Source organism: Acinetobacter sp. ANC 4654 (genome assembly GCF_002135425.1).
Lineage (GTDB): Bacteria > Pseudomonadota > Gammaproteobacteria > Pseudomonadales > Moraxellaceae > Acinetobacter > Acinetobacter kyonggiensis.
This window is the reverse complement of the sequence record NZ_NEGL01000012.1, coordinates 42580-68711: the sequence shown is the minus strand read 5'-3', so window position 1 is coordinate 68711 and position 26132 is coordinate 42580. Positions and strand designations below refer to the sequence as shown.

Sequence of the window (26132 nt, the reverse complement as noted above, 5' to 3'; positions counted from 1 at the left end):
TAGTTTTTTATTTTCTTCAAGCAGAGCAACTAGATCAGGCGAATATTGTTTTGTACCCACCAATGTTCCTGCTTTGGCTTTATTGTACCAATTTGAAAGGGTTTGCATTGAAATGCCAAGTTGTCTTGCTGTTTCTGAGACATTACCATTATTGGACTCAATAGTTTTGATCGCTTCAGCCTTAAATTCAGCTGTATAATTTTTTTGCTTTTTGCTCATGGTAAACTCCTAATGAGTATCTATAGTTTACCAAGTTAAAGCCTACGTTTTTTTCAGCACACATCAAGTGACCAAAGTCAGGGTAGAGAAATACAGCGCCTTTTAATATGACTGGTGTAACCTTTAAAAAAACCAAAGATATAATCACACCAATCAAAGAAATTCCTAAAGCCCATGCTTTCCCACTTAAAAAGCAATTAGCAACCCAAACAAAAAATCTAATTATTAAGTCCATGAAAACCCCTTTATATTTGTTTAGTTTATTGTTGCTGAACATAAAATATTCAAGTCTATAAGAGCATTTTTTTTGCTGATTTCTAGAATTCCAAGGTCGAAGTTAGGCTAGTTTTTAGCTAAAAAATACTTCGGGGAATGACTCATTAAGTAGCTAATTTTTATAGGTTTAGTTTATTGTTTTTAAGACCTAATCCATGTGCTTAAAAACACATGTTTTTTATATTTATTATAAGGTTATGTAGAGTTAGACCTTAATTTTGACATCGTAGAGGTCAGCAGTTCGAGTCTGCTTATACCTACCAGATATAAATCAAAGACTTATAAGCTAATCAAATGCTTATAAGTCTTTTTTTTGCTTATTTGTCGCATTTTATATTGTGTCAGACTTGGCTAACTTGGTGAAAAATGGCAGTATTTCTTAGCCATCTGCGACCAGTTTGCGACAAAATGAAGATACCTACACCAAGAAAAAGAGGTGAGACATATACAATTACTGTCTCATATCAAAGTAAAAGATATTACTGTACCCGTGATACGGCCAAAGAATGTGAGCAATGGGCTGCACTTAAATTATTAGAATTAAAAACACAAACTCGAATTGAAAATGGAGAGGTTAAACCTAAATTTTCTTTTAGAGATTTAAACAATAAATATTATGAGAGCGTTGGCCAATGGAAGGAATCTAAATCATCACGTGCTTGGATCAAAGGTCAACACAATAATTTTGAGAGTAAATTTGGTGCATTGGCACAAAAATCTATTTATGACATCACTCCGAAAGATTTAACAAATTGGCGCAACAAAAGACTTCAACAAGTGGGTGAGAATACAGTTCTAAAAGAAATTTCTCATTACAGTGCTATGTTTACTTATGCACAAAAAGAGCTTTTCATTTTGAATGAAAATGCTTGGATGCAAATGACGAAGCCCAAAAAACCTAAAGCACGTTCACGTCGTATTCATATATCTGAAATTGAACTGATACTTAAAGCATTAAGTTATGAGATGGGGCAAGTACCAGTTTTGCCGCAGCATTATGTTGCTTGGGGCTTTCTATTTGCTATTGAAACAGCAATGCGTCGTGGCGAAATTCTTTCAATGGAAAGGAAAGATATTTTTGATGGTTATGTTCATTTACCTAAAACCAAGAATGGAGATCCGCGTATTGTTCCATTGTCTGAAGAAGCAAAAGAATTACTGAAACTGATTAAGCATGACGGGCGTAGGATTATACCACAGTCAGAAAATGCCTTTCGGTTAATGTGGGAAAAGAAAAAAATCACAATAGGATTAAATAATTTACATTTTCATGATACCCGGCATGAGGCCATTACGCGGATGGTTCGAGTGAGGAAGTTACCAGTTGAGGTTCTAGCTAAAATTACTGGTCATAAAAAGATAGATGTTTTGGTTAATACTTATTACAACCCGAATGCAGAAGATTTGGTTGCAGCTTTTAATGGGTAAAATAGGCCCGCATATAGCGGGCATTTTTTAGTTTTTCCGCCTTGCTCCACGTCGAAATTTAGGATTTTTAAGAAGGGCATCGGCAGCATCAGGATCATACATATGTTTGCCGTTGCTCCCTTGGTTGATCGATATACATTTGGTTCTTATTGTTTCGTCAGAATACCCGTATTTGGCAACAAGTTCGGAAACCGATACTAATTTGCGTTTTTCAAGTTTAAGAGCCGTCACAGTACCACCAAGAAGAATTTGACCAAGAACAATTTGAGGTGCAGAGTCAGCTTCAATTGTTACGATGAATTCAGCCATTAAGTTTATCTCCTCTAAATTTGGTCGTCGGACGTTGTAGTTCTACGTTAGGATCGTGTTGCATAGTTTTAGTCTCCTGATTTAGTGATAGCTTCTATTTTTTCACTTAAAAATTATTTAGTTTTTTTAGGCTGTTGGTTGAAGTATGGGTTTGTGAAAAGCCAACATTTAACGACACGTTCCCGAATGTCCGTTGTGGCATTTTTAACATCATCTGCTGGGAAGTTTTTAGACTTCACAGGCTTATTCATATCAATGAATTTATAGCGACGACTTGAGCGAAGTAGGGTTCGCATTTCATTGATATCTGGTAAAGATTGATAGTTTCGAGCAGCAACTTTGTAGACTTCATTTAGATTGATTGCGATGCTTTGTGCATCCTGGTCATGATGATTCAAACTGAAGGAAGCACTGCGACTGACATTCATATATTCAAACGCATCCCAGAATTGCTGTACTTGAGGATGGTCACTGCCAAGCTGCTCTATACGCTCACGTGCCATCGTTTCTAAAATACGTTTAGCATCACAAATTTCATCCAGATCTATCACACCTTTTAAAACGTGTTCTGAAAGAGCATCAATCATTGCTGATACTTGTGCATGACAAAGAGCGATACGAGTATGAGTAATGCCTTTTTGATGAAATTCTTCTTCAAGACCTTGGATATTGTCTGAATAAGTTTGCAGAATCTTTGCTTCATTTTTTAGGCAATGCGTCATATAGGTACATGCTTCTGCAAGTTCTATACGTGATAAACGGTCGGCAATTCTTTTCTTATCGAGGTTATGGCCTTTAGTGGTCACAATAAGGTGCAAAGTCCGTGACAGAATCGCTTCAGAGGCTTGAATAGGCGTATTCTGGCTAATCATGATAGCACCACGGAATGGTGGCTCATAGGTTTCATTGCCTGCGGTTTTTAAGCCTTTAGAACGAATTGCACGACCGTTAAAAGCATCTTTAAGTTCATCCCAACTGAACTTTGCTTTTTGAGTACCACCATTTTGATCGTTACGATCACCCTCGATGAGGACGATGGGCATATTGGATGCTTGGGCAAAGTTACGATAAATCGCCACACTGGTTGATTTGTTTGGGTCAAAGCCTTCATAAGCTTCACGACCACTGAACTTCCATAATAATTCTAGTAAAGTCGATTTACCTGCACCGGCTTGCCCTACAAATTCGAAGAAAGGATAGGAAGAATTTAATGCGCGGATTTGTTCAGCAAAATAAGTTCCTGTCCACCACGCCAATATGATTAAGCCATTGGCACCATTTAAGGTGTAGTAGTCTTTCCACCATGTAGGTGAAAATTCTTTTTTTGGGTTAAGTGTGATCACTGGAGAATTGGCTAAACTTTTCAATTCTTTTTTTCCTGTTTTAAAGAAATCATGTTCATTTTTGTGGATAACTTGACCGTTATGCACAGCGTATTGATCAAAGATATAGGCCTGATAATCTTTGCTATAACCTATGAAATCAATCGTTTTAACTTCACGTAATTTTTCAGTCTTACGTTTAATAAAGGTTTCAAGTTGTTGGTCGCTACCTGTCCACATCGCACCTGAAAGCACTGACATGACACGTGGTTTAAATTTGCTGCGTGATGCCATGTGTTCTGCTGTAAATGTGGTTTTGGTTTCACCCCAAGGGCTTTGCAAATGAAAGTAATACCAAGATTCATCGGTGATTTCGTTGCGTTGGAAATACAGTGGTTCAAGTTGTGCATTGCAGATTTCTTTAGCTGAAGAACAGGTTTTTAATGCCTGAATACGAACTTCTTCTTCTGACAGCATTTGCTCTTGTTGAGTTTCTTCAACATATTGGACAGCTTTGTTATATTTTTCATAATCAAGTTCCCACCAGTAGGTGCGGAAATGGTGATTGAAAAAGAATTTACTAAGATTGCTGCCGTAAAAATTATAGATAAGTAGGCCTGCTTCTTCAGCCGTTTCTACAATTTGTAATTTGCCGAAATGGATATATTTCTCTAGATCCTTTTCGTTCAGTTGTTCACGTTGGAAAAGGTCGTTCCAGTCCAGTGATTTACCATTTATAGGTGCAGGAGGCAGAGCTGCGGTGGAGATCCATCCATCATCTATTGCATGTTTATGATGCTTTGATAAAAACTTTTTACCTGCTTTATCGTTGTCTAATGCCCAAACTAAACGAGGCTTATCTCTATTGAGTTCATGACAGCGTTTTTTAATTGCATCTAATAATTGGGTTGGATAATTGCCACTGTTCATATTACTCAGGCTAATGATTTTAGACTGTGAAAGTGCAATACTGTTAAAGATACCTTCGGTGATCCAGATGCTACCTGCATGACAGAGTTCATCTAAATTATGGATTGTCCAAGCTAAGCCTGTCCATTTGCCGATGAAATTGGCTTTCTGACGACCAAAACGATCTGGTCGGTCGATGATGCGTTCCCAATAAATACCTTCAGCCAATTTAAAACGAACTGTTGCACTGACGAGGTTTTTATTTTTTGGTGATTGATAGAGTTCTTGGCTATAGAGACCTTTTAAATTTTTAAGATCAAAACCACGCCCTTCTTTTAAATATGCATCTGCTGCTGCATTTGGATTTTCAGGTGTTCTAGGGTGATATTCAGTCCAGTCCTTAAAAAACTCTTCGCAAATATCTTTAACGTATTCTTCGTAGCCACATTTATTGATACGCCCACACTTCACCATGCGTGGTGTTTCAGCATGGGTATAGAGTTCTTTTTCATTACAGCTAGGACAGCGGCCTTCGCGATACCATTCACCGACTCTTTTAAAACTGAAAAGCTGGTTGAGTCTGTCATCAATACGACGTTGGAGATCCATTTAAAAACCTATAAAAGTTTAATTTGTTTGAGACGATCGCGGTATGTAGATGCCCGTGTCAGATCAATGGTCGACGAGTGGAATAAGGCAGAAATAAAGCCTTCAACATAATTCTTTTGATGTTCATCAAGTTCAGTTTGAATTTCCAAACTTGTTAAATGATGCTCGAGTTCTGTTTCCCACTGACGTTTATGCTGTGGTAATCCTGTCTGTACTTCTGGATTTGGATTAATACTGTTTTGAACCGGTCTCACCATTTCAAGACTTGCTGCGAAACTGGCAAGGCATTGGTCATTACGACAAGACACAATTAATTCATGTAAAAGAGGAGATGGCTTTTTACGGCTAGATACATGCATACGTGTGCCACAGTGGGGGCAATAAAAACCAATTGATTTACTCATGGAGTACCTCTAGATATTCAATCAAGTAATTGTTGCTCCCGACGACACTTACTTAATTTCTTTTTCTCATTTACAAAATTTTTCAAATATTTGAAAAATTTGTATTGGTTTTCTGTGATTGGCCTAAAGACCGTGCCTTATGATTATTTTAAATTTTGAGAAGAAGCTTCAACCAGTTTTGATTCAACAAGATGTTTAATCCATTCATTCAGGGTCATATTACTTTTAGCCGCTTCAATACGTGCTAAGCGTCGATTTTCTGGTGTTGTACGAAAGCTGATTTGTACTTCTTTTTGAGATTCTTTAAGAGTCATGACAATTTCCTTTGTAAGTCACAGTTTTAAACTGTGGTAAATGAAGATCTTTGTTAAAATGATATACGTACAACTATACTATCCTTTTGGATAGTTTTAAATGGATATACTAACCAAATGGCAAGTGAAAATATCAATGAAAGAGGTGAGCGTCTACGTTTAGAGCGATCAAAACTGGGCTTATCACAAAAGGACTTTGCTGCTTTATTTGATAAAAAATGGATGGCTGTTTTGCGCTATGAGAAAGGCGAAAGAGTGATGAATCAGGAAGATTTAGAGTCCTTACGAAAAGCAGGTGTTGACGTTTGGTTCTTATTAACAGGTGAGCGTAGCCGCCTAGATTTGCTGTCTGACGAAGCAAAAGAGTTGTTGAAATTGTGGGATTCTGTAGAACCAAGCCAAAGAGAAACTTTAATGACTTTGGTACGGAATTTTGCGGAGAGTTTTGGGAAAAAATGAAGCTAAATGAGTAAATATTCATTTACTCATTTTTAAATTTACTACAAATAAAAATAAGAATTGTAGCAATTAAACTTTATTAAATTGATTAAAAAATGATATATCATACAGGACGTTATTAGCACTTAATAAAACTATTATGAGTATAGAAAATATTGGAGAAGATGGCTTTCTCGACACTTTGAGAATAGTTGGTGGATCTAGTGGGGGAGTCTCTGCAAACACACGTCTGGCAACAGTACGGTGGCCAGACGGAAAAGAAGCAGATACGTTTATTAAAATTTTTCCTGTAGAAACAAGATCTTTAGAAATAATTAATGAAAGTTTTGGTTTTTTAATGGCGCAAGAAATAAATTTACGTCAATCCCCTAGAGTTGCTCTAATAAAAATCTCTGTTGATGATATTCCAAGTGTGGCTAATGATATCTTTGCTCAAGAAAATGGATATTACTATGCTTGGGCTTGCAGAAGTATAGGTGGGGAAAATATGAAAAAAATGTATTTTAAGCCACCCTACGATAGTGGATCTCCGCAAGAATTCTTACAATATTTTGATGCACTGAGTGAATGGGATCATTTTTCAAATTTAATTGCTTTTGATGATTGTGTTGGCAATTGCGATAGAAATCCTGGGAATATTATTTTTTTAGGAAAAAATAATTTGGCTATAATTGATCATGGTCTAATATTTGGTGGTTCTTATTGGTCGATTGATGGTTTACAAAATGCTAATAATTTTGAAAATTTGATGTTGAATAATTTTATTCAACAACATAACAATGCACCATCACATATCGCTTGGCAACCAGTTATAGATTGTGCGGCTAATAATGTTTCAAAGTATTCTACTTTTTGGGATAAATTATTTCATAAAATTATTCCAGTATTTCAAGTTTTAATTCCAAATATACAAACAGTAAGCGTAGTAGCAGCATTACTTATTAATTATTTAAAAAATCGAGTATTAAGTTCTGCTAGTCGTTTTACAAGTCTTTCCACTCATTATTCTAGCCTTGGAGCTGTAGCACCATGAGCAATTTATATATAGTAGAAAATAGCCAAAATCAAAGGCTACTTAGAGGTGAATGGTCTCTAATTCAGTGGAATCCTGATATAGCGACTGAAGAACTATTAAATATAGGAGTCGCTTTAAATATAGAAGGAGAGTTACAGTTTAAGATGCTTGATTATTTTGAGCGTCTCACCTGTTTATTTGATGAAAGTGTAGTTCAACATTTACAAGATGTAATTGAATTGTCTGAACATGCTTTAAAAAATAATTGTACTAATTTTTCTGATCAAATTGTCTGGAAAACTAAAGGGAATACTAAAGGTTCAAGTGAAAGTGAAATTTTAGATAGGCTATATAACCGTGTTATTACTTTAGGTAAACCATGTCAAAATAAAAATGTGATTAGACATGAATTTAAAGTAGTTCATAGTAATGCATTAATTAATCGTATTACAAAAAACTTAAGAGATTCATTTAAGAATGAGGAAAACTTATTAAGATTTTTACCATCAGAAAAATATATACAACATCAGGATGATAGTTTTTTAGTTCCATTACGAAGTGAGAAAGCTTTTGGAAGTATTGTTTCAGTAGTATCTTCAAACACTGATAAAATAAAAGCAAATTACTTAACAAATGTTAATGATTTAAAAACTGCTGCAATTATTGAGAATAAAGAACCTACATTTTTTGTTTTAACGCCTTCTGATGATGAGTTAAATAAGCTTGATAGTAATAGAGCTGATCAAATAGATTCATTAATTGAAAGTCTGAATCGTAAACAAGAACAGCAAGGTATTAAAATTGAAAGTGAATACTCTGAAGAAGTCTTAAAAGATAAGATGGCTTGGTGGGCAAGGCGACAAGTGGAAGCAGCGTAATAAAAAAAAGCCCTCCTAAGAGGGCTTTTTTTTATTACTCTTTATTTACTGCCTTTTGAATTTGACGTACCTGTTCCTGAATAATAAATATGGTTGCAGCTACAGATTCACCTGTTAGTGTTTCACAACTTCCAGTCGACTCGATCAATAAAGTTAAATGCTGGTCTAATAACGATAATCTTGCTTGGATATCCATAAGAATCCCCTAGGAACGGTTAAAACCGTTATTTATCAGGTCAGTCAGTTCATTGAAAAATTGCCAACTCTTTTCTGTGTTCTCTAGAATCAAAATTGCCTGTACAGCGCAGATTGAAAGGTTGTATGTGTCGTGCTGTTCACTGAAGTGGTAGTCAATGTTTTCACGAAGTCGTGACCAGACAATATTGGTTTCTACAAAGGTTTTGTAGGAAATATCTGTTTGCAGCAAACGATATAAATGCTTCGAGCTGATAAAGAACTTACGCTTTTTAGAATATGGTTCTTGAACTCGAATAATGTGTTTTTCAATTCCCATTTTTTAAGTCCTTAAAAGTTCTTCAGGTAATATTTGTTCTGGTGTGTGCCATTGCCATTTATTGATATCAAATCGATTCGTTGCCGAAGCTGTGTAACTGGTTACGGATCTGGCTTTTTTCTCCCAAAAGTAGAGCCGTGGATCATCATAAGAAATGTCGAGTTTGTACTGACGAAGCTGTTTGTAAAGCGTGCGGTGTTCACGGGGAATGGTGGCAAGATCCTCTGCTGTGGCTTCAGCATGAATAGGCACTTCTGTACCTTGGATTTTTTCTGGTGCTGGCTTTGGTTTTGACTGCGGTTGTGGCTTTGTAACACTTGCTGATATACCAAAGAGTTGCTTTAATTTTTTATAATTGATGCTGTAGTAATTGACCCGTTCGCGCTTAACAGGATTGAGTTTTTGAACTTCAATGATGCCAAGTTCACTTAGTTTAGCAATAGCTCGTTTGATGGTGGAAACACTATATAAACCAAGAGTTTCTTTCCAGTTTTCAAAGCTATGCCAGTACCATTTACGTTTTTGATGAATGAGGCATTTGATCGGCTCACCATTTTTACGTTTTGCATGGTTGAGTAGGTAGTAAAGCTTTTGTAGAAATACCGCAGCAGGTGTACCTAGCTCTTTTACAATGGTTGGAGAAACATGAAGTGCAAATTCTTTGGGTGCAATTAAGATTTTAGACATTATTTTTCTCCCCGATAGGTTTCAGTGAAACAAGCTTTACAATTTGATCTCCATTGCAGTTTTCCGCGCCAAGTACCATTTTTATAAAAAAAGTCTGTGTCGAGAGGATAGTAGTCGCCACAACGGGTACAGCGTTTTTCTGTACCGAGTTCAGTGTTGATATAAATTTTAGACATGCGATTCCCCTTAACGTGTGAAACGTAGGCGAATGAAATTTAAAATTTGTTTATGAATTTGGGGTTGGGCAAAGTTAGATGCTTGTAAGCGTTGTAGACAGAGGGTATCGAGGCGTACAGGTGCTGAATGCACACTTTTGTTTTGAGTGTTCATGTTTAAGTCTCTTGTAGATAATTTCTAACACCTACCAGCATCCTTCCTACGGGATGGTGGCAGACTAAACAGGGTGTAGGAATACCGCTCTACAAGTAACGGCCAGCACGAAGCTGCCCTGTCTAGCCTACCATTACGGACAGACCTAAACAGTCAGGCAAAAAAAATGCCGCATAAGCGACTTTGATTTTGCGCTTGTAGATAATAAAACAGGTTCCTACGCCTGATCACAGATTTTGCTGTGATAAGGACAATATAATTTAATTTTTTTTTATTGCAAGTGTTTTTGTTAAATCTGTTTGCTGTCGAGTTTTTCTTAATTTGGAATTTTTCAGTTTTGATTTTTCTTTATTCTTATATTTATTCTTATATTTATTCTTATTAATTTATTCTTATTATAAAGAAGAAAAGTTCATTTTGACCCATCCCATTGGTTCAAGATGAACTATGCCATTGGGTCAATATGAGCTGATTCATTGGGTCATATTTTATTATGTAACATAGTATTTATTTTTAAGATAAGTTAATGGTTGGTTTTAAGAGATCTACAATATTGGATTTTAGTGGATTGGTATACTTAACTTTGTGAATTTGTGAGAGAATGCAGAAAATTTAATATATAAGCAGTAATAGCTTACTAACTTCATGAAAAAGAAATTTAATTCACGTTTAGTGGACTGGGTAAATGAGTTAGGGCAAGACCGACTCAAAGAAATGAAAGCGTTAGAAAAACGAATTTTAAAAGGTTCGGATTCTATTTATGATGAAATAGAGCTTAGCCATTTCATCCATGAGTTTGGTAGCGATGATTATAAAATAGCAAAGCTAGTTTTTGATGAGATCATCAATGACCTCAAAAAATTACCCATAAAAAAATGCCCATTTTGTCAGGGGAAAATGGTCGATAACAGTGATGCCGTCATTTTAAAATCATATATGGAAAGCTTTTGGCTGTCTGAATCTATGGGTGTTTACCATACTCGTTGTAATGATCATGCTTGGCTTGGAAATTTTACGTGGTCTTGTTATGACTGTGAAACTGTTGAAACCCATCCACCAAAAGAAACTGCGAAGGTGTGGTTAAACACGCAAGAAATACGAAAGAAGAAAATCTTTGCCAGTTCTGTATTTAAAAGATTTACTGAAGTAGAAGCTATGAGCCTTGAAGGTGCAGCAGGACGTGGGTGGCTTATTAAGTACGATCAAAGTTGGTATAGCAATTATAAAGTGAAAGGGGCGTTGGTGGGGTTGTGGGGGATATAAAGCAGTTTTAATTAATTATTAAATTTAAAAGAGGGTGTATGGAAAAGTTATTAGAAGCTATCAATTATTATGTTGTTGAGGGTATTGAAATTCAAGATATAGAAGCTGATTTTCAAGAATATCTGGATAAAAAGCCTGAACCTAAGGCAGCTAACATTGATGATTATATTAGAGTTGAAATACTAAAGCAGGGTGGTACTATTTGTGACAATGAGCAATTGGCACGTATGTACGCATATACTTATACTTTAAGTCGTTGTGAGGCCATATTTAGTGCCATTCGTGGAATAGCGGATTTAAAAGGGATAATAAGAAATTTAGAATATACTCTAGTGGTGGATTTTGGTTGTGGCCCTGCTACTGTAGCTTTAGCATTTGCCTATTACTATCATAGAATGACTAAGAGGGAAGCAATTGTTGACATAAACTATATTGGGAAGGATTTGTCATCCGATATGATTTATTTGGCTAAAGATATTCTTTCTAGCGATTTGTTTAATAATGATGAGAATTTTGTATATTTAAAAGGTAAATATATTGATGAGAATGGTGTTAAAGAGTTTAAACCTAAAGAAATACGTATTAATAATTATATAGCACCGAAAACAATACTATTTGTTTTTAGCTATATTTTTAGTCAGGGGGAAGTTGCTGACTCAGTTCAGTCATTTATTAATGATATCTGTGAAATTATAGAACAAAATGAAACTGCTGAAACTTACCATATTTTATATTTAAATAAGGATTATCAACATGATGGTAGTGCTTATGATATTTTTGTGAAGGCAATAGAGGAAGCCGATTTCACCATCTATCCAGATAGTGATTGGAGAAGTGGTAAACCTTACATGCACAACACAAAGTATGATGGTAAAGCTATTCGAGATTTTGATACAGGTAATGTATCGGATATATATAATATGGGACCACTATATTATCAATTGTTAGAAATTAGACGAGATTAAATTTTATGGATACTGCTGATCTCTTTGGTGAATTTAAGCCAGAGCCTATTGAAGTAAATATTTTGGGTTTAGAGTACTTATCAGATTTCTTAAGTAGAGAGCAGGAAGAGGGTATACTCAACCATATAGATCAGCAACCATGGATTACAGAACTAGACCGTAGGGTACAACATTATGGTGCTAGATATGATTATAAAAAAGGGAATTTAGATAGATCACAAATAGTACCTAAAATACCAAGTTTTTTGAATAAGTTAGTTTATGATTTGATAGAAGAATGTGGTCTGTCTAATGCACCTGATCAGCTAATTATAAACGAGTACTTACCTGGTCAAGGTATTTTTGAACATGTTGACTCCCCATCAGCTTTCCAAGACACTATTATAATGATTTCACTAAATTCTACCTGTGTAATGGATTTCATCCCATTAAAAGAAGAATATGGAGAAAAAGTATCATTGCTTCTAGAAAGAGGTAGTTTATTAAAAGTTCAAGATGATGCGCGTTACAAGTGGAAGCATGCTATTCCTAAACGGAAAAAGGATATTTGGCAGAGTCATGAATTTATACGTCAAAGACGTGTTTCATTAACATTTAGACATATTCTAAATAAATAATAATTGGGCATGATAATGCGTAAGTTAAATCTAAACTTAGTTGAAAATGCAGTTGATAGTTTTAATGAAGCATTAGAAAAATATGATCTAGGTACTGAAAATAATTCTAAACCATATAAATTCGCAGTATTACATATGGCGCATTTTTTGGAATTAGTATTAAAGCAAGCAGTTTTAGTGATAAATTCTAATTTGGTTTATACAAGTGCTTTTAAAGAAATGGAGAAAAGAGCAAATAATAAAAAAATATCATTATATGAAATGTCTGAGCAAATGAAGGTTGCTAATTATAGTTATGATCCTGAGGTTGGAAAAAGTAATCATACTATTTCCGTGAATGATGCGAAGAAATTTTTAATAACTTTACCAGAAAGCTTTAATTTAAATACAGAGTTTTTAGATGATATTAATTTGCTTAAAATACTTAGAAATAATATTGAACATTTTGAATTTGAATTAAGTCTTAAAGATACGCGTTTAGTAATAGGTAGGTTAGTCAGATCGGCTAAAAAATTTACAGTCGATTTTAAGCTTTTTGATCTTGATCAACATATAAGTGCATCTAATATAGAAGTATATAATTTATTAATGGATGAATACGAGCATAAACTTAAAGCTGCTCGTGAAACAGTGACTGAAGAAACAGAAGATGCCTATAGAGGATATCGACCTAAAGAATGGCATTGGGTTGAGTGGAATGTTTTAGATTGCCTTTATTGTTGTGAATCAGATGTAATGATTCGAGATAATACATCCTCTACAGGATATAAGTGTCAAAATTGTGGTGAAATAGATTCTGATGAAATACCCGTTACATGTGAACGGTGTAGTATCACATTCGAAAAGTTTTATACACGCTCTTATAAAGATGAATATAATATGGTTAATTATATTTGTGATAATTGTCATTTTGATTGTCTTGAAGATTAAGTGTATTTTACTATTTATAAATTATATACCTGCTTCTAGCTCTAGTTGTGTAGTCAATCCGCCACTTTTAGCATAGCTATGAGTGGCTTTTTCAACGATCCATTTCAGCTTATCAACTTCAGCTTTAAAGCCATTTAGTTTGACTGGTGACTCGGTACTCATTTCAGGTATGCCATAAGCCGTTGTGATACTGAATTTTGCCATCTGCCTTTTAATTTCAGCCATTTTTGCTTTGCTTGCACGTGCAGCTTCTTCTTTATTGGCAAAAGTTCCCTTCAGATGCTTAACTTTTCCTTTTTCACCTGCGACAGCCTTTTCACGTTTGGCTTTACTTGTGTCCTGATAACTGGCTGATACGCCAGTATGGTCAGATTCACGATCCTGTTCACTATAACGAAATTGATCACCATCATTTCTGGTTAATGTGATGGTAGGTAAATTCTTACCTGAGGCTGTCTTTGCAGAACCGGCTTTGAATATAAGTAAGCGATCTTTTTTCACCGCCATTTCAGCACCATTTTGTTTGGCTAGACGCTGTAATAGGTTGAGATCCGATTCATTGGTCTGGTCAACATGGGCTAAATTTATGGCTTTTAAGTCAGCAGTCATGACCAAAGTTAGCTCATGATTTTTGGCAACTTCAGAGGCTATTTCACCAAATTTTTTACGGTGATAAGACTTCGATTTTGCTTCCTTAATTTTGCTTTTGAAATTGGCACTAGAAGCTTTCACTGTAATAAGATCGGGTGTACCTGACCATTCAGTTTCATCTACAACAAAGTCGCCTTTATCATGAATATCTTCACCTAAATAGCCCATTTTACAATTCAGTTTTACGCCACGCTTGGGTAACTCTAAAGCACCGTCGGAGTCATCTAAAACAATACTCAATTCATCTGCTTCATTGGCTCGATTATCAGTCACAGTGACACTAATAATACGGCTTGAAATCAATGCATTTAATGGTTGGTTGTTGGCAGTGATAATGCAAATTGGTGTTTTAATCATACCGAATCATCCATCATTTTAGGTGCAGCTTGATTTTCAATGCGTTCATCATCGGTACGAGATAATTTAAGGGTGTAATCAATTTTTCTTGGTACACCGTTATCCATCAAAATGGATTTGGTTTCGTCAATGCTATCGATGACAAAGACACCGTATAAATACCCAGAGCCATCCATCAACACATAGCCTTGACCTGTATCTGCCATACTTGCCAATTCATCCAAAGCAAAACGTGTACCGAATCCGTACTCTTCATAAATGAGACCAGGTAAAGTGACGGTGTCTGCACCTGCACCTGTAAATTGTTTTTTGGGACGACCAAAAGCAACCGCATTATCTGCATAATTCCACGCACGTTGCCGTTGAATTTCCTGAAAGGCCAACGTACTGGTCTTAAAAATAAATTGCCCTAGACTCATTAACATAACAATTCTCCTGTTCAGTCCTTGTCACTGTAGCTGCGGTTTGAAGATGGTGCCGCAAAACTGCTTTGCCATTGCTTCATTTTTTGGTCAATCACGACACCGACAGCCTTCGGATCTGTTACGCCTGTGATACTAATTTGCGGTGCGCCAAAGTGATTAACAGTTTGCCCAGATTGAGGTGCTCGCAACGGAATAATCGCTTTGGTTTGTACCACTTTGGTTGGAACAGATGTTCCTGTTGCACTGACTTGAGGGATTTTCGGAATTTTAGGAATATTAACGTTCGGAATTTTATTCATTCCTGTAATCAGCAAATTAACTGCACCGATCACCTGTCTTAATGGGGTAAGGAGGTAATTGATAAATGCTGCACCTGCTTCCATGACACTGGCTTTAACAGAGCTGAATGCAGAACTCACACGTTCTGGAATTAAAGATATCCAACCAAAAAACACACCAATTGCTGTACCCACAACAGTAAAAATGGTGGCACCGAATTTGACCAGAGTAACAATGACTTCAGCCAATACGCCCAGAATGATTCCCAGTGCCTGACCGAATATTTGGCCATAAGAAGAGGCATTGGCTAATTGTTGGTTGGTGGCTTGAAATGGTGTCAGTGCTTCAGCCAAAACGCCTTTGAATATGCCCCAAACAGTGACTAGGCCGTCCCATATTGGTTTTAATGGCGCAAGTGTAGTTTTTAAGCTGTTAAATGAGGTACGCAGGGTATCAATCAAAGGGGATAGGCCCATTTGAAGCCCTGACCAGAACCCTTTAAAGAATGCTTTGATTGGATCCCAATAGCGATAAATCGCAAGCGCGACTGCACCAATCAGCACGATAATCCAAGTCAGTGGATTAGTTAGTAGGGCAGCACTCATGGTTAAAATGCCTCGGATGAGCAATGGAATAGCCTGTCGTGCTAAGAACATAAATGCCCGACTTAATAACCCGACTGCCTTGGTAATTAGGTTAATACGACTGGGTAAACCAATGCCTAATTTGCCTGCAATTGCTCTAAGAACAAACATTAAAATGGTGAGTTTGGTAATACCCGCAATAACACTGACGATTGCCCCAAAGAAAAGGTTAGTGGTGTATCGAACCCCAAGTAAAGCAACTTTAAACAGAAGTAGCTGCATCGCAATTTTGGCTAATGTACGAACCAATTCAGGGTTGGCATCGACCCAGTTTTTAACACGTTCAATGATGGCAGTGATTTGCTGAATAAAATTCCGCATATCATTACCCAACACTTTTTGGATAGAAATACTGAAGTCTTGCCAAGCACCACCCATATTTTCAATGTCGCCTGCGAGGTTGTCTTTTAAAATTGCAGCAGCACGTGCAGCTGCACCTTCAGAGTTTTCTAATTCACTGGTCAGTTGTTTAATCTTATTGACCACTTTTCCTGAGTTTTCATCCAGTACGGCTGTTTGATCGACCAACACCGCCATTGCTGAAGCTGCTTCTACGCCTGAAATATCAGAGATAAGTTCAAGCCGTTTTTGTGATCCCATTCCTTTGGTGGATTTGCGAACATCATCTAAAATATCGGCCATTGATCGCAGATTACCTTTGGCATCTACAGTCGTGACATTGAGTTCTCTTAATGCTAAATATGCAGCTTTTGGGGGGGAGGCCAAACGAAGCATAATGCCGCGAAGGGATGTACCTGCCTGTGTGTCGAGAATATTATTATTGCCAAGTAAACCTGCCATTGCGGTGGTTTCTTCAATACTTGCACCATATTGTTTCGCAACAGGGGCTACATATTTCATGGTTTCGCCAAGCCCTTGGACACTGGTTGCAGTGGCGTTGGTGGATTGAAGAAAAACATCATTGACCCGGTTAATTTCTTTGGCTGCCAGACCAAAACCATTCAAGGTACCAATGGCAATTTGTGCAGCTTCAGCCAGTTCAACTTTACCTGCTTCAGCCAGTTGTAATGTTCCCCCCAAAGCATCACGAATTTGACTCGGATTAAAGCCACCTGAGCCTAAATTAAATTGTGCTTCTGCTGCCTCTTTAGGGCTAAAGGACGAAGCTGCACCCCATTTTCGAGCATCTGCTTCAAGCATTTTCATGGCAGCACTGTGTTTTTCTAAATCAAGTACAGCCTGTACACCACTCATTTGTTTTTCAAAAGCAATCGCAGGCTGAAAGAATTTATATAAACCTGCACCTGCGGCTATACCACCAATAGCAAGGCTTTTAAATTCCTGACGCATCGCTTGGCGGTTTTGAGAAAGTTTTGTATTCCATTGATCGGTTTTGTGCAGCAACGCAGTTAAAGCATGATCTACATGACCATACTCTGTCACCATCATGCGTGTCGCTGCACGTACAGCACGAGAGGATTTTTCAGTTTGATTTAATGACTGGTTATAGCGTTGGGTATTTGAACCGCCTAAAGTTCGATTTAAGCGGTCGATACTGCGCGTAAGGTCTTCAATTGAATCTGAACTAGCATCAGTTTGTTGGCGAATCAGCTTGAGAGGCTTAGATGCTTCATCCACAATTTTTAAAATCGCACTTAAACTTAGATTACTCATTTTCAATTCTGACCTTTTATTTACTTACTTCTGAACGCACTCTCGCACGTTCATTCCATTGCATGAGTTCTTCAATTTCCCAATACTCGCAATCTTTCGGTGCCCAGTGAAAAACCACAGCAAGGTTGGCGATTACGTCATCAACGCTGCTTGGGATTTGGCTTTCGCACTGACTAAAAAATTGGTCAACTCCACTGCCAATGAGGTGTAATCAGATACATCCATATTGTTAAGTTCGGCAGGGTTTAATGTTGGAGAAGTCACCCGTGACAGTACGGTATTGGTCGCATTGATATCCCATTTCAAAACATCTTGAAGGCTGAGATTACGCAGCGTTCCTACGTTAGGTTTTCGGATTTCGATGCGAGAAATTGACTGATCACCACGCAGAATAGGATTTTCTAAAATCACCACGCGTAGATTTGGATCTGTAATTGTTTCAAGGTTTTTACTTTGTTCATCAGTAACTTTAGCCATTTTTAATACTCATTTAAAAAATTGTGGGTAGGGGTTACCTGGTCTTTACAGACCAAGTAATTTTTTAATTTCTTCAGCGATATCGGTTGAGCCAAAACGCTCGGTACCATTGATAAAGTCCAGTTCAACTTCAACTACACCATCCACCTCCATGCGGAAATAGGTGTAGTTGTAAGACATTTTGATTTCGGTTTTTTCACCGTTTTTGGAATCACCCGGATCAAGTTCGAGGGCTTGGCCACGGGTATAAATTTCTACTGTTTGAGTGGTGCAATTGTCCTGACGTTCATAGACACCGACATAACGAACAGGTAAATCTGAAGTACCGCAGACACCGAGCTGACGGTACTGTTTGACATCAAAACCTGCATAGGTGACTTCACCTTCAAGCTTTTCATAGCCCATCACCAATGCAATATCGCCAATCATGCCTGCGCCACGATAGTCTTCAGTTTTCTTGGTGATTTTGGGAATGGTGACGCTTTCAGCGACACCTGCCCATGAATGTGTATCCACAAATACATTAAAGTTTTTGAGCGTACGTGGAAGCATGGCTTAGATTCCTTCAGTGGTATTTGCACCATTGATCAGTTGAGCGAAGTCAACTAAATAACGGTCGGTAATACGTTGGTTTAGCCCCAAGTTTTCAAGCGTAGGGACAGGGGTATAGTTATAATCAATCCACATCACACCTTGCGATAATTGTTCGACTGAATTTTCAGCTTGGTCATACCAGACGGATGCACCAATCAAATGCTTGGCATCGACATGCTCACGTAATTTGGCATTAATCGAGTCAATAATGTCTTTGGCCAAGAAAGGGGTAAGCGGTTGGTCGACGAAAGGAAAACAGCCATTGATAATGGTGTCTAATAAAAACTGAGCTGTACGTGTTGCCACTTCAAAAGAAAAGCGAATGTCATCAGAACAGTTACGATTGCCCCAAAAACGAAATCCCATATGCTGAATCATGGTGGTGATGTCATGGCTATTTAAATAACCTGCATCGGTGTCAGGATCTTCTAAATCCCATGTGATCGGTTGGCTGATTCCTGTTGGACCCGTCACAGGAATATTAGACAGTGATTTATGCCATCCGATTTTTTGATCCGTTTCAGCACGTAATGCAGCAGCTGCGACGGCAGCGGTAAAAATGCCTGTTCCATATTTTAAGGTCATGATGGTTAGACTCCTTCATACATGGTTTTGCCCAAGGTAATTAATTCCAACGGACTGGTAAAAGGCAGTCCGCTATAACGATCTCGGAGCATAGGAAAGAGGTCATTTTCTTCTGATGAATTTTGTTTGAACACAAAACGGACTGTATCTTTTTCTAAATCACCCGCATTGCCTCGAATCGTATATTGGATGGGACTAAAGAAATGTGCGATACCGCCACCACCGTGATTCACAGTAATATCAGGATATGCGTCCAAAATATTAACAATACTGTCTAAGAAAGCATCAGCGGTATTGTTTGGTTCTTGGATGACGATCGTTTGATTAGACTCTAATTTTTCACCATTACGATAAAGATCATAGGTCAGTGAAACTGAGGAAAGATCTGGTGGAGCTGCTTGAATTGAAATTTCATTAAAATCTAGGTCTGAATCAGTACTGCCTAAGAAGACATTGCCACTGGTCCATTCAGGCCAGATCAGTTCAACTTCACGGAATGCCAGCATATTGCGGAAATTCACTACAGCTTCAGCCGACTCTAAAATGACACCGTTATTATTGCGTGGTGTGATGTATGAATAAGCGCGTAGCTTTTTGCAAATCGCACCGATGGCATTAGCGATATCAATTGTTTCAACATCAGGAACACAAATGATTTTGGGTGTAATGCCGAGCATGGATTTAACGGTCAGTAAGGCTTGTAAACCTGTTCGCTGACCTGTTTCTTCTGTAGTGCCAATCACCAAAGATTGATCTAAACCTTCTACTAGGGGGTGATCAATTCGAATCACCACTAAGGTTGGTGATGTAATTTGAGAAATGATTTCTAGATTTTTACGCAGATTTCCAGTTGTACCGGCTTTGGGTAAAACACGATTAATTGAGGTGACCAGAACAGGGGTGTTAAGTGGAAATATTTCTTCATCCGCATCATCTGCAAAGGCAAGCATTGCAATCACAGCCGTGGCTGCATCGCGAATCGGGATTTTTCCTGAAGCTGTTTCTCGGCCTGTAATACCGTGATGAAATTCAGCCATTATTATGACTCCAAAAGTGGTTGTGCTTTTAAAGTCATAATGAATGGAGGCGTTTTAATATTCTATGAGCAAAATCCTGTTTAACGCTTAATTAGGATTTTACAAAAAATGATTATGCGGTTCGTTTCCATACGTCAACGATGATAGAGGGTTGAATGTTGTTATGGGCTTGACTACTGCCATTTTTTTTAATCTTCATCTTGGTAAATTGTGCAGCAGTAATATCTGAAGTTTGAATGTAGCTATTGTTGTAATGGGGTGAGGCTGCTCCTGCAGGATTTGTACCGCTCATGCCATCGCCATCACTTGGTGTAATGTCCCCTAATGAAGCCACAAGTTTATTGTAAGGTGAACCCTCATCAATATGATCATGTTCTGGCATTTCAGCTTTTGTTATTTGATGTTCATATTCACCATCAGAGTCGCCAATGGTTTTCATGAATTCTGGCGCGAGTTCATTAGTAGCAGAGGCACGTGCAACAAGGGCATGGCCATCACCAAATTTTTCCCATACGCCATATTTTTTATGCGCTGTAACAGCTGTAGAATCGGCAAAATTAGAGGTTGTGATGAACAAATCACCGACTTTAACGTCTTCTTTATTGTTGATGGCTTCCATTAGTTCGTTAAATTTTTCTAATACCCATGTTTTACTTGCAGAAAGGATTAGCGGATCAATTTCAATCAATGCCTGTGCACCTGCCGTGGCTTTAATATCGATCACCAATTCAAGTTCACCACCGCCACCTTCAGCAATCACTGGTTTATATGCCCCATGATAATTACCGATATACACCAGTTTTCCTGACGTATCTTTTAGGCCGATTTCATGAATATTGAAGCCACCCACATTGGCAGGGATAATTGCTGAAACAGTGGCACTATTATTTTCGACTTTAATTTGGTGTATTTCGATTGCAGCAGTTTGATGAACGAGTTGGGTTAAGTCAGTATGGTCAATCGGTTGGTACGGTATACCATTTGCATCACCGATCACCATTTCAGTCAATGTGATAGATTGCAGATCGTGTGCTGCAGCAACAAGTTCAGCACCATAATTAGTGAGTGTGATGTAATATTTTGCAGACATATTTTTCTCTTTAAATACTTTCTAAATGAATTTTAGTGCCAGACGTGACTGAACCTGTGAGGTAAAAATCACAGCTTGTTTTTACTTTGGCTGAAATTGAATAGTTATCTCGGGCTGATTTGGTCGCATCAATGGCGGTATGAACTTGCAGCAGTTGTTCAATTGAGAGGAGATATTGTGGGCTGATGATGACCACAAAAGTGAATGGTTTTTGTGGGGGATTAAACTCATACCATGCTTTTAATTGATAATGATCGACTACGGTGCCAATAAGACTGGAGATGGATGATCGTGTGCCGCGCCCAGCATTGAAAGACTCACTTTCACGGATGGCATTTCGCTTGTCTTGTTCATTCCAATCGGGTTGCCAATATTCGACCCGGTGTTCCCATGCAAGCCAAGGCAAATGAGGCACAGGACAACGATCGATACTGTGTAGATCGACAAAAGGCACTCGAATAAGGGAAATTTTTTCACCAAGTTGCTCAATATTTTTTTCTAGTTTCGTGGCATTTCGTGGAAGAAGATTAGACATCTGTAAACTCCACAATATTGATTTTAATCGCTATACACTTGGAATAACGGCTTTTTGGTAGGACAATATCTGTAGGCGGATTGTTTAAGATTACATTTTGAACACCACCCTGGTGCAATGCTCGGAATAGTCCGCTGCGCGTCACGTCATAGCCCAATGATGAAATTTTTTCGATGTATAAATTTACGTCCGCTTCAGCAGCAGCTTTAACCACAGCAGAGTCGGGACCAGGGAAAAGGACCAGTGTGGCATTGAGTTGCCATTCTTCTACAGTCGCAGCTTTGACATGAACCTGATCGGTAAAAGGTCGTCGGGTCTCTGGATCTAAAGTGACATCGATAATATCCAGTAAAGTTTGAGGGGCAATCGCATCAACATGGCTTTGCACCCAAATATTGACATGACCTTCTTCAGGCGTTTCGACGGAAATATCTTTGACATGGCCATGCGCACTTAAACCCCAAAACTGATATGCACCGATTGAACCTGCGGACATGCTTTCTGGTTGTAAATGTACGCGTCGACGTAAATCTTCATCTGATTCCATCACTGCTTCAATTGGAGGATTTGTATTAGGTTGTGCAGCAATAATGATTTTTCGGTACACATCGCGATTGGCAGCTAAGTGATCTAAATCGGATTTCGTTGCATAGGCCAACATCAATGCTTTGGCGGTTGCATTCATTTGTCCGGTCTTTAAAAGAAAACGATAGGCAAAGGTTTCTAGTAATTTAACCAAAGGTTCACTTTCAAAATTTAAGGCATCTAACAGCTCAGGATCTCTTGAAATTAACTCTTGCTTACACGCTAAAAGTTCTGCTTCAAAATCGAGTTGTTGCAGCACATTTGGAAAAGGTAATGAGGATAAATCAACACGGTTTATGGTACTCATGCAGCTGCTCCAAATGTATAGCTCTGTTTGAAAGTTTGATCTTGGTTATATTGCGAATAAGTGCCGATGAGGGTGACATCCCAAGCATTCTGACGATCTGCGCTGCGGACCTGAACCTGTTTGATTTTAAGACGAGGTTCAAAGCGAATAATCGCTGTGGCAGAGCCATTCATAATTTTCAACTTGGTGATGTCATTGCAGGGCTGATCAATTAAATGCGGTAAAAGTGAGCCGTAATGTCGTCGGCATATTCGGGTACCAATTAAGGTGCTTAAAATGTCATGCAGTGATTGCTGAAGGTGGGCAGGCAATTGCCCATCATCACGAATGGTTTTTCCTGTATGCCGTGACATTCCTTTCATGGAATGGGTACTCCTGAATTTTCTGATCCACCTTTGATACCTGATGTTTTGTGCTTGGTTAAGCTAATATTTTGGGCAATTACATCTGTCTCAGATGTGATATCTTCATTCGATGAAATCGCTTTTTCGGCATGCACAGTGCCAGTAAAAACAGTTTCAGATACATCAAAAGTGCATTTGTTTAATTTGAATAGGGCCTCACCTGAAGCGACATTAACGACAAAAAAATGTTCACCTAACTGGATGTAAACTTCGTCAGGGTCGGTGCTTGGGGGAGGGAACGCATCAGAAAAAAGGCTGATTTGAGGTACTGCACTGGTGAGCTCACCACCTTGTGCTGAAACAGAAAATTGTTCTCCTAACGATGGGCATCGCCAAATTTTGACGACACCTGCAGCCATCGTTGGAATGGGTATCCAATCCGTTTCATTTTCATCAATTTTTAGGCGAATTTTCCAAGCTGAAGCATCGATAGCGATTACGGTACCGATGCTAGAAAGGTTTTGAAATTGTCTTAAAAGTTGATTCGTCATGCTCATATAAACGTAAATTGCCCATGACCGAAATCATGGGCAATTTGATTTTAAAGTGCGAGGACTTGAATCCTGTTTAACGCTTAATCAGGAATTTTATAAAACACTATTACAGCAGTAATTAACTAAATTTGGGGAGGATTGAACGAAGTTGGTGTACGGCTGAACTTAAAGCAAAGACTGTGTATAAAAATTCGTACGATCTACCATATGAAAGGTAGATCAAATCTTCAGAGGTACTGATCTCATCCACTTGAAGTGCTGTTATAAAGTAAAATTTTTTGAGTCTGGATAAAGAGTAGAGGGTGATGCTGTTTTAAAAGCAACAAAATTATTAAAGTCGATGTTATATTTCAAAACCATATAGACTTCATGATTAAAATTTACATTTTTTAAGACATTTAATTGATTATATTTTTCTAAATACTGCGAATTGAGCAAGCTTGGATTCTTAGTGTTTTTAAATATTTCTGTATAACTATTTTTTAGGTCAGTTAATTTATTTTTAATTGATTCAAATCCCAATAAATCATTAATATATTTTTCATGCTCTATTTTAATTAGTAAATTTTTAATATGTTTAGCATCCTGTATGATTTTTTTAGTGTTATATGAAATATCTATTTTATTTATATCCTCAAAAAATTTGTTCCAGCTAGAGTTTTTTTCAAAAACGCTAGGGTCATATTCATAAGCATATCTTGTTAGACGATGGATAGTTGTGTAGGAAGTATTTAAATCAATTAATAAAGGCTCGAAAAGACCATATTTTTCAATTAATTTTTTAAATTTTTTATTTCCATATGGACTAAGACAATTAAAGAAAAAAGCTTCAAGTTCATATTGGCTTAAAGTTGACCTAAATATATCAAAATATTTTTTTTGAGTAATACTATATTTTTTCCCATGTACTGGCGATGATTTGCGTAGTGTAGGATTTTGTTCAATAAGTTTTACAATTTGATAACAAATTCGAAAATAACTCCCCATGTATCCTAGAAGATAAGTTTTATAGTAATCTTTCCATTCATCTTTAAATGTTATTTTAAACTCATGCACATGCTTTTTTACAGCATCAATAGATTTAAATGTATTTGGTCCTGAAAGAATTTGATTACTTATATTAGGATCTGTATTTATGTCAAAGTTTTCATTTAATATTATTTCTTCATATAAGATATTATCTAAAGCATTAGACTTTGTTTTTAATAATTCGAAAAATAGGCTTTCAAAATTCTGAATTTCAATTTGGAGTTGTTGTAATCTAGCTGCCTCAATTTGTTTTTCAAGGCTATCTTTTTGGAGTTGTAAAATTTCTTGCTGGGTATTTATATTTTTATCTTCTAAAATTGCAATCTTTTCTTGGTGTCTAGCCGTTTCAACTTGTGCATCAGCAGCTTTTTGTAATTCTGTACGAGTATCTTTTAACTCTTTAATTTGTAGTCGAACAGAATAGGTTAGCCAATAAAACGCAAAAAGGGCAAAAATTGGATTTAGAATGCCGCCTATAAAGTCTCCAAAAGTTCCCCATGATTGAGCACTTGGAGATAAAGTCTTATCCCCTAAAAATAGATATAAAACTCCAACTAAAATAATAATTAGAAATGCACGTAATCTATGTTTGGTAATATCTTTATCAATTTTATCTAAATCAGTTGAGTCATTTTCTGAATTATCTGGGGCAGTATTATTAATCATATTTGAAAGTAATAAAAAAATTTAACAAAATTATAGTGTTATTAATGTTAATGAGCTACTACTTTAAATAATTTTGAATCTCGCGCTCAATCCATTTTTCATCATCTTGACTAAAGCCAACCAATGCACGAATTGGATAATTGGTGGCTTTTGCATAGTGACTAGGCTTAATGGTTTTACCTTCTTGATGTACTCCAGCAATGACAGCCGTCCGTCCACCAAAACCGACGGCAGCATGATTGGCAGAATATTCGGTTTTTATCTGTTTACCGATGTTCTGGAATAAAGCGCCTTGGCGTTTTTTATTGCCAATTTGATTACGTTTACGTGGAATAAAACGGTGACCATCTGGATCTCGTTGCTGTTTGATTCGATCCCGAGTGCGTACTCTTAAACCTTGAGCCAAGCGACGCATCAGTTCTCGTCGCTGGGTTGGTTCAAGGCGCAGCGCAATCTGATCAAGCCAATGGTGTAAACCTGCATAAGCATCCATTATTCAGTCCCTGCAGGTACAAATTTATCAAATGTATCGCTCCACACCAGTTCTGGACAAACATGGTAACCATCTTCATCCATCACGATTTTATCGCGCTGCGGAAAATCAACTTCTAGATCAAAGGTATTGGCATCAATAATTTCAGAGCTAAATGAAATTTGAACATCGTTACCTGTGGCATCTAAATGCAGATTTTTGGACTTGAGCCATTCGCGAATCTGCATAATGACTTCAATCGGGTCACCACGATAATCTAGAAATAACAGCCGAGCTGTATATTCCATATAGCCCTTTGCTTGAGTCCCATTCACGATAAACAGATGACATTTATCTGCAGTCATTAAAGGTAATTTTGCTTGTAAATAGGGCTTTAACGGAATTAAGGCTTGCATGG

The 26132-nt window shown here is 37.3% G+C and carries 35 protein-coding genes; 8 read left to right on the top strand and 27 right to left on the bottom strand.

Annotated features, from left to right (window positions below):
* Together B9T24_RS15355 and B9T24_RS15350 are read right to left on the bottom strand one after the other, a co-directional pair.
* Positions 1 to 219: transposase (locus B9T24_RS15355; protein WP_143223765.1), on the bottom strand; the 219-nt coding region annotated here is incomplete at its 3' end.
* The gene (locus B9T24_RS15350; RefSeq protein ID WP_143223764.1) at positions 188 to 454 is read right to left on the bottom strand and encodes a hypothetical protein; all 267 of its coding nucleotides are present in this window, start codon (positions 452 to 454) and stop codon (positions 188 to 190) included. The genes B9T24_RS15350 and B9T24_RS15355, both read right to left, overlap by 32 nt.
* Positions 455 to 903: 449 nt before the next feature.
* Between B9T24_RS15350 and B9T24_RS15345 the strand changes: the two genes are divergently transcribed.
* Positions 904 to 1923, top strand: a complete 1020-nt coding sequence (locus B9T24_RS15345) for a tyrosine-type recombinase/integrase (RefSeq protein WP_086166588.1) — start codon at positions 904 to 906, stop codon at positions 1921 to 1923.
* 27 nt (positions 1924 to 1950) lie between these two features.
* Here the strand turns inward: B9T24_RS15345 and B9T24_RS15340 are convergent, their stop codons facing one another.
* The 4 genes from B9T24_RS15340 to B9T24_RS16985 all read right to left on the bottom strand — a co-directional run bounded on the left by B9T24_RS15340 (position 1951) and on the right by B9T24_RS16985 (position 5790).
* Positions 1951 to 2232 (bottom strand): DNA-binding protein, encoded by a 282-nt coding sequence (locus B9T24_RS15340; protein WP_086166587.1) that lies wholly within the window; start codon positions 2230 to 2232, stop codon positions 1951 to 1953.
* Positions 2233 to 2345: 113 nt separating this feature from the next.
* Positions 2346 to 5072 carry a toprim domain-containing protein gene (locus tag B9T24_RS15335; RefSeq protein WP_086166586.1) on the bottom strand — a complete coding sequence of 909 codons (2727 nt, stop codon included), beginning with the start codon at positions 5070 to 5072 and terminating at the stop codon, positions 2346 to 2348.
* 8 nt (positions 5073 to 5080) lie between these two features.
* On the bottom strand, positions 5081 to 5476 hold the full coding sequence (locus tag B9T24_RS15330) for an ogr/Delta-like zinc finger family protein (RefSeq protein WP_086166585.1): 396 nt from the start codon (positions 5474 to 5476) through the stop codon (positions 5081 to 5083).
* A 143-nt stretch (positions 5477 to 5619) separates the two neighbouring features.
* Entirely contained in the window at positions 5620 to 5790 is a 171-nt protein-coding gene (locus tag B9T24_RS16985; protein WP_171264924.1) for a hypothetical protein, read from the bottom strand.
* Positions 5791 to 5907: 117 nt separating this feature from the next.
* Between B9T24_RS16985 and B9T24_RS15325 the strand changes: the two genes are divergently transcribed.
* The 3 genes from B9T24_RS15325 (at position 5908) to B9T24_RS15315 (ending at position 8142) form a co-directional block, all read left to right on the top strand.
* Entirely contained in the window at positions 5908 to 6249 is a 342-nt protein-coding gene (locus B9T24_RS15325; RefSeq protein ID WP_086166584.1) for a helix-turn-helix domain-containing protein, read from the top strand.
* Positions 6250 to 6388: 139 nt separating this feature from the next.
* The gene (locus tag B9T24_RS15320) at positions 6389 to 7282 is read left to right on the top strand and encodes a hypothetical protein (protein WP_086166583.1); all 894 of its coding nucleotides are present in this window, start codon (positions 6389 to 6391) and stop codon (positions 7280 to 7282) included.
* The gene (locus tag B9T24_RS15315; RefSeq protein ID WP_086166582.1) at positions 7279 to 8142 is read left to right on the top strand and encodes a DUF3037 domain-containing protein; all 864 of its coding nucleotides are present in this window, start codon (positions 7279 to 7281) and stop codon (positions 8140 to 8142) included. The genes B9T24_RS15320 and B9T24_RS15315 overlap by 4 nt, the downstream gene beginning before the upstream one ends.
* Before the next feature lie 34 nt (positions 8143 to 8176).
* On the opposite strand, the gene B9T24_RS16980 is transcribed toward B9T24_RS15315, so the two are convergent.
* Genes B9T24_RS16980 through B9T24_RS16970 form a run of 5 tightly spaced genes read right to left on the bottom strand, consistent with a single transcriptional unit; the run spans position 8177 to position 9673 of the window.
* Positions 8177 to 8338 carry a hypothetical protein gene (locus B9T24_RS16980; RefSeq protein WP_171264923.1) on the bottom strand — a complete coding sequence of 54 codons (162 nt, stop codon included), beginning with the start codon at positions 8336 to 8338 and terminating at the stop codon, positions 8177 to 8179.
* Positions 8339 to 8347: 9 nt separating this feature from the next.
* Positions 8348 to 8656 (bottom strand): hypothetical protein, encoded by a 309-nt coding sequence (locus B9T24_RS15310; RefSeq protein ID WP_086166581.1) that lies wholly within the window; start codon positions 8654 to 8656, stop codon positions 8348 to 8350.
* Positions 8657 to 8659: 3 nt separating this feature from the next.
* Complete coding sequence (locus B9T24_RS15305; protein WP_086166580.1) at positions 8660 to 9343, bottom strand: Abi-alpha family protein; 684 nt, start codon at positions 9341 to 9343, stop codon at positions 8660 to 8662.
* Entirely contained in the window at positions 9343 to 9519 is a 177-nt protein-coding gene (locus B9T24_RS16975; RefSeq protein ID WP_171264922.1) for a hypothetical protein, read from the bottom strand. The genes B9T24_RS15305 and B9T24_RS16975 overlap by 1 nt, the downstream gene beginning before the upstream one ends.
* A 10-nt stretch (positions 9520 to 9529) precedes the next feature.
* Positions 9530 to 9673, bottom strand: coding sequence for a hypothetical protein (locus B9T24_RS16970; protein ID WP_171264921.1), 144 nt, complete (start codon positions 9671 to 9673; stop codon positions 9530 to 9532).
* Positions 9674 to 10318: 645 nt separating this feature from the next.
* Between B9T24_RS16970 and B9T24_RS15300 the strand changes: the two genes are divergently transcribed.
* From B9T24_RS15300 to B9T24_RS15285, 4 genes are read left to right on the top strand one after another with little or no spacing between them, the layout of a single operon-like run.
* Positions 10319 to 10936 (top strand): hypothetical protein, encoded by a 618-nt coding sequence (locus B9T24_RS15300; protein WP_086166579.1) that lies wholly within the window; start codon positions 10319 to 10321, stop codon positions 10934 to 10936.
* Between the two features lie 38 nt (positions 10937 to 10974).
* A complete protein-coding gene (locus B9T24_RS15295; RefSeq protein ID WP_086166578.1) occupies positions 10975 to 11901 on the top strand; it encodes a hypothetical protein in 927 nt (308 codons plus the stop codon).
* A gap of 5 nt (positions 11902 to 11906) precedes the next feature.
* On the top strand, positions 11907 to 12518 hold the full coding sequence (locus tag B9T24_RS15290; protein ID WP_086166577.1) for an alpha-ketoglutarate-dependent dioxygenase AlkB: 612 nt from the start codon (positions 11907 to 11909) through the stop codon (positions 12516 to 12518).
* Positions 12519 to 12533: 15 nt separating this feature from the next.
* On the top strand, positions 12534 to 13448 hold the full coding sequence (locus B9T24_RS15285) for a hypothetical protein (protein ID WP_086166576.1): 915 nt from the start codon (positions 12534 to 12536) through the stop codon (positions 13446 to 13448).
* A 21-nt stretch (positions 13449 to 13469) separates the two neighbouring features.
* Here B9T24_RS15285 and B9T24_RS15280 read toward each other — a convergent pair whose 3' ends face one another.
* The 16 genes from B9T24_RS15280 to B9T24_RS15205 all read right to left on the bottom strand — a co-directional run bounded on the left by B9T24_RS15280 (position 13470) and on the right by B9T24_RS15205 (position 26130).
* Positions 13470 to 14456: a contractile injection system protein, VgrG/Pvc8 family gene (locus tag B9T24_RS15280; protein WP_086166575.1), complete on the bottom strand. Its 987-nt coding sequence runs from the start codon at positions 14454 to 14456 to the stop codon at positions 13470 to 13472.
* On the bottom strand, positions 14453 to 14881 hold the full coding sequence (locus tag B9T24_RS15275) for a phage tail protein (RefSeq protein WP_086166574.1): 429 nt from the start codon (positions 14879 to 14881) through the stop codon (positions 14453 to 14455). Before B9T24_RS15275 ends, B9T24_RS15280 begins: the two co-directional genes overlap by 4 nt.
* A 14-nt stretch (positions 14882 to 14895) precedes the next feature.
* Entirely contained in the window at positions 14896 to 17439 is a 2544-nt protein-coding gene (locus B9T24_RS15270) for a phage tail tape measure protein (protein ID WP_086166573.1), read from the bottom strand.
* Positions 17440 to 17455: 16 nt separating this feature from the next.
* Positions 17456 to 17572 carry a GpE family phage tail protein gene (locus tag B9T24_RS15265; RefSeq protein ID WP_086166572.1) on the bottom strand — a complete coding sequence of 39 codons (117 nt, stop codon included), beginning with the start codon at positions 17570 to 17572 and terminating at the stop codon, positions 17456 to 17458.
* On the bottom strand, positions 17572 to 17916 hold the full coding sequence (locus B9T24_RS15260) for a phage tail assembly protein (RefSeq protein WP_086166571.1): 345 nt from the start codon (positions 17914 to 17916) through the stop codon (positions 17572 to 17574). Before B9T24_RS15260 ends, B9T24_RS15265 begins: the two co-directional genes overlap by 1 nt.
* 45 nt (positions 17917 to 17961) lie before the next feature.
* Positions 17962 to 18468, bottom strand: a complete 507-nt coding sequence (locus B9T24_RS15255) for a phage major tail tube protein (protein ID WP_086166570.1) — start codon at positions 18466 to 18468, stop codon at positions 17962 to 17964.
* A gap of 3 nt (positions 18469 to 18471) precedes the next feature.
* Complete coding sequence (locus B9T24_RS15250; protein ID WP_086166569.1) at positions 18472 to 19095, bottom strand: phage tail sheath subtilisin-like domain-containing protein; 624 nt, start codon at positions 19093 to 19095, stop codon at positions 18472 to 18474.
* Positions 19096 to 19100: 5 nt separating this feature from the next.
* Positions 19101 to 20132 carry a hypothetical protein gene (locus B9T24_RS15245; RefSeq protein ID WP_086166568.1) on the bottom strand — a complete coding sequence of 344 codons (1032 nt, stop codon included), beginning with the start codon at positions 20130 to 20132 and terminating at the stop codon, positions 19101 to 19103.
* 112 nt (positions 20133 to 20244) lie between these two features.
* Positions 20245 to 21222: a phage tail protein gene (locus B9T24_RS15240; protein WP_086166567.1), complete on the bottom strand. Its 978-nt coding sequence runs from the start codon at positions 21220 to 21222 to the stop codon at positions 20245 to 20247.
* 10 nt (positions 21223 to 21232) lie between these two features.
* Positions 21233 to 21757: a phage tail protein I gene (locus B9T24_RS15235; protein WP_086166566.1), complete on the bottom strand. Its 525-nt coding sequence runs from the start codon at positions 21755 to 21757 to the stop codon at positions 21233 to 21235.
* The gene (locus tag B9T24_RS15230) at positions 21750 to 22649 is read right to left on the bottom strand and encodes a baseplate assembly protein (RefSeq protein ID WP_086166565.1); all 900 of its coding nucleotides are present in this window, start codon (positions 22647 to 22649) and stop codon (positions 21750 to 21752) included. Before B9T24_RS15230 ends, B9T24_RS15235 begins: the two co-directional genes overlap by 8 nt.
* A complete protein-coding gene (locus B9T24_RS15225) occupies positions 22646 to 23011 on the bottom strand; it encodes a GPW/gp25 family protein (RefSeq protein ID WP_086166564.1) in 366 nt (121 codons plus the stop codon). Before B9T24_RS15225 ends, B9T24_RS15230 begins: the two co-directional genes overlap by 4 nt.
* On the bottom strand, positions 23008 to 23544 hold the full coding sequence (locus B9T24_RS15220; protein ID WP_228145737.1) for a phage baseplate assembly protein V: 537 nt from the start codon (positions 23542 to 23544) through the stop codon (positions 23008 to 23010). Before B9T24_RS15220 ends, B9T24_RS15225 begins: the two co-directional genes overlap by 4 nt.
* A gap of 264 nt (positions 23545 to 23808) precedes the next feature.
* Entirely contained in the window at positions 23809 to 25242 is a 1434-nt protein-coding gene (locus B9T24_RS15215; protein WP_086166562.1) for a putative phage abortive infection protein, read from the bottom strand.
* A 58-nt stretch (positions 25243 to 25300) separates the two neighbouring features.
* A complete protein-coding gene (locus B9T24_RS15210) occupies positions 25301 to 25735 on the bottom strand; it encodes a phage virion morphogenesis protein (protein ID WP_086166561.1) in 435 nt (144 codons plus the stop codon).
* On the bottom strand, positions 25735 to 26130 hold the full coding sequence (locus B9T24_RS15205) for a phage tail protein (protein ID WP_086166560.1): 396 nt from the start codon (positions 26128 to 26130) through the stop codon (positions 25735 to 25737). The genes B9T24_RS15210 and B9T24_RS15205 overlap by 1 nt, the downstream gene beginning before the upstream one ends.
* Positions 26131 to 26132 lie beyond the last annotated feature (2 nt).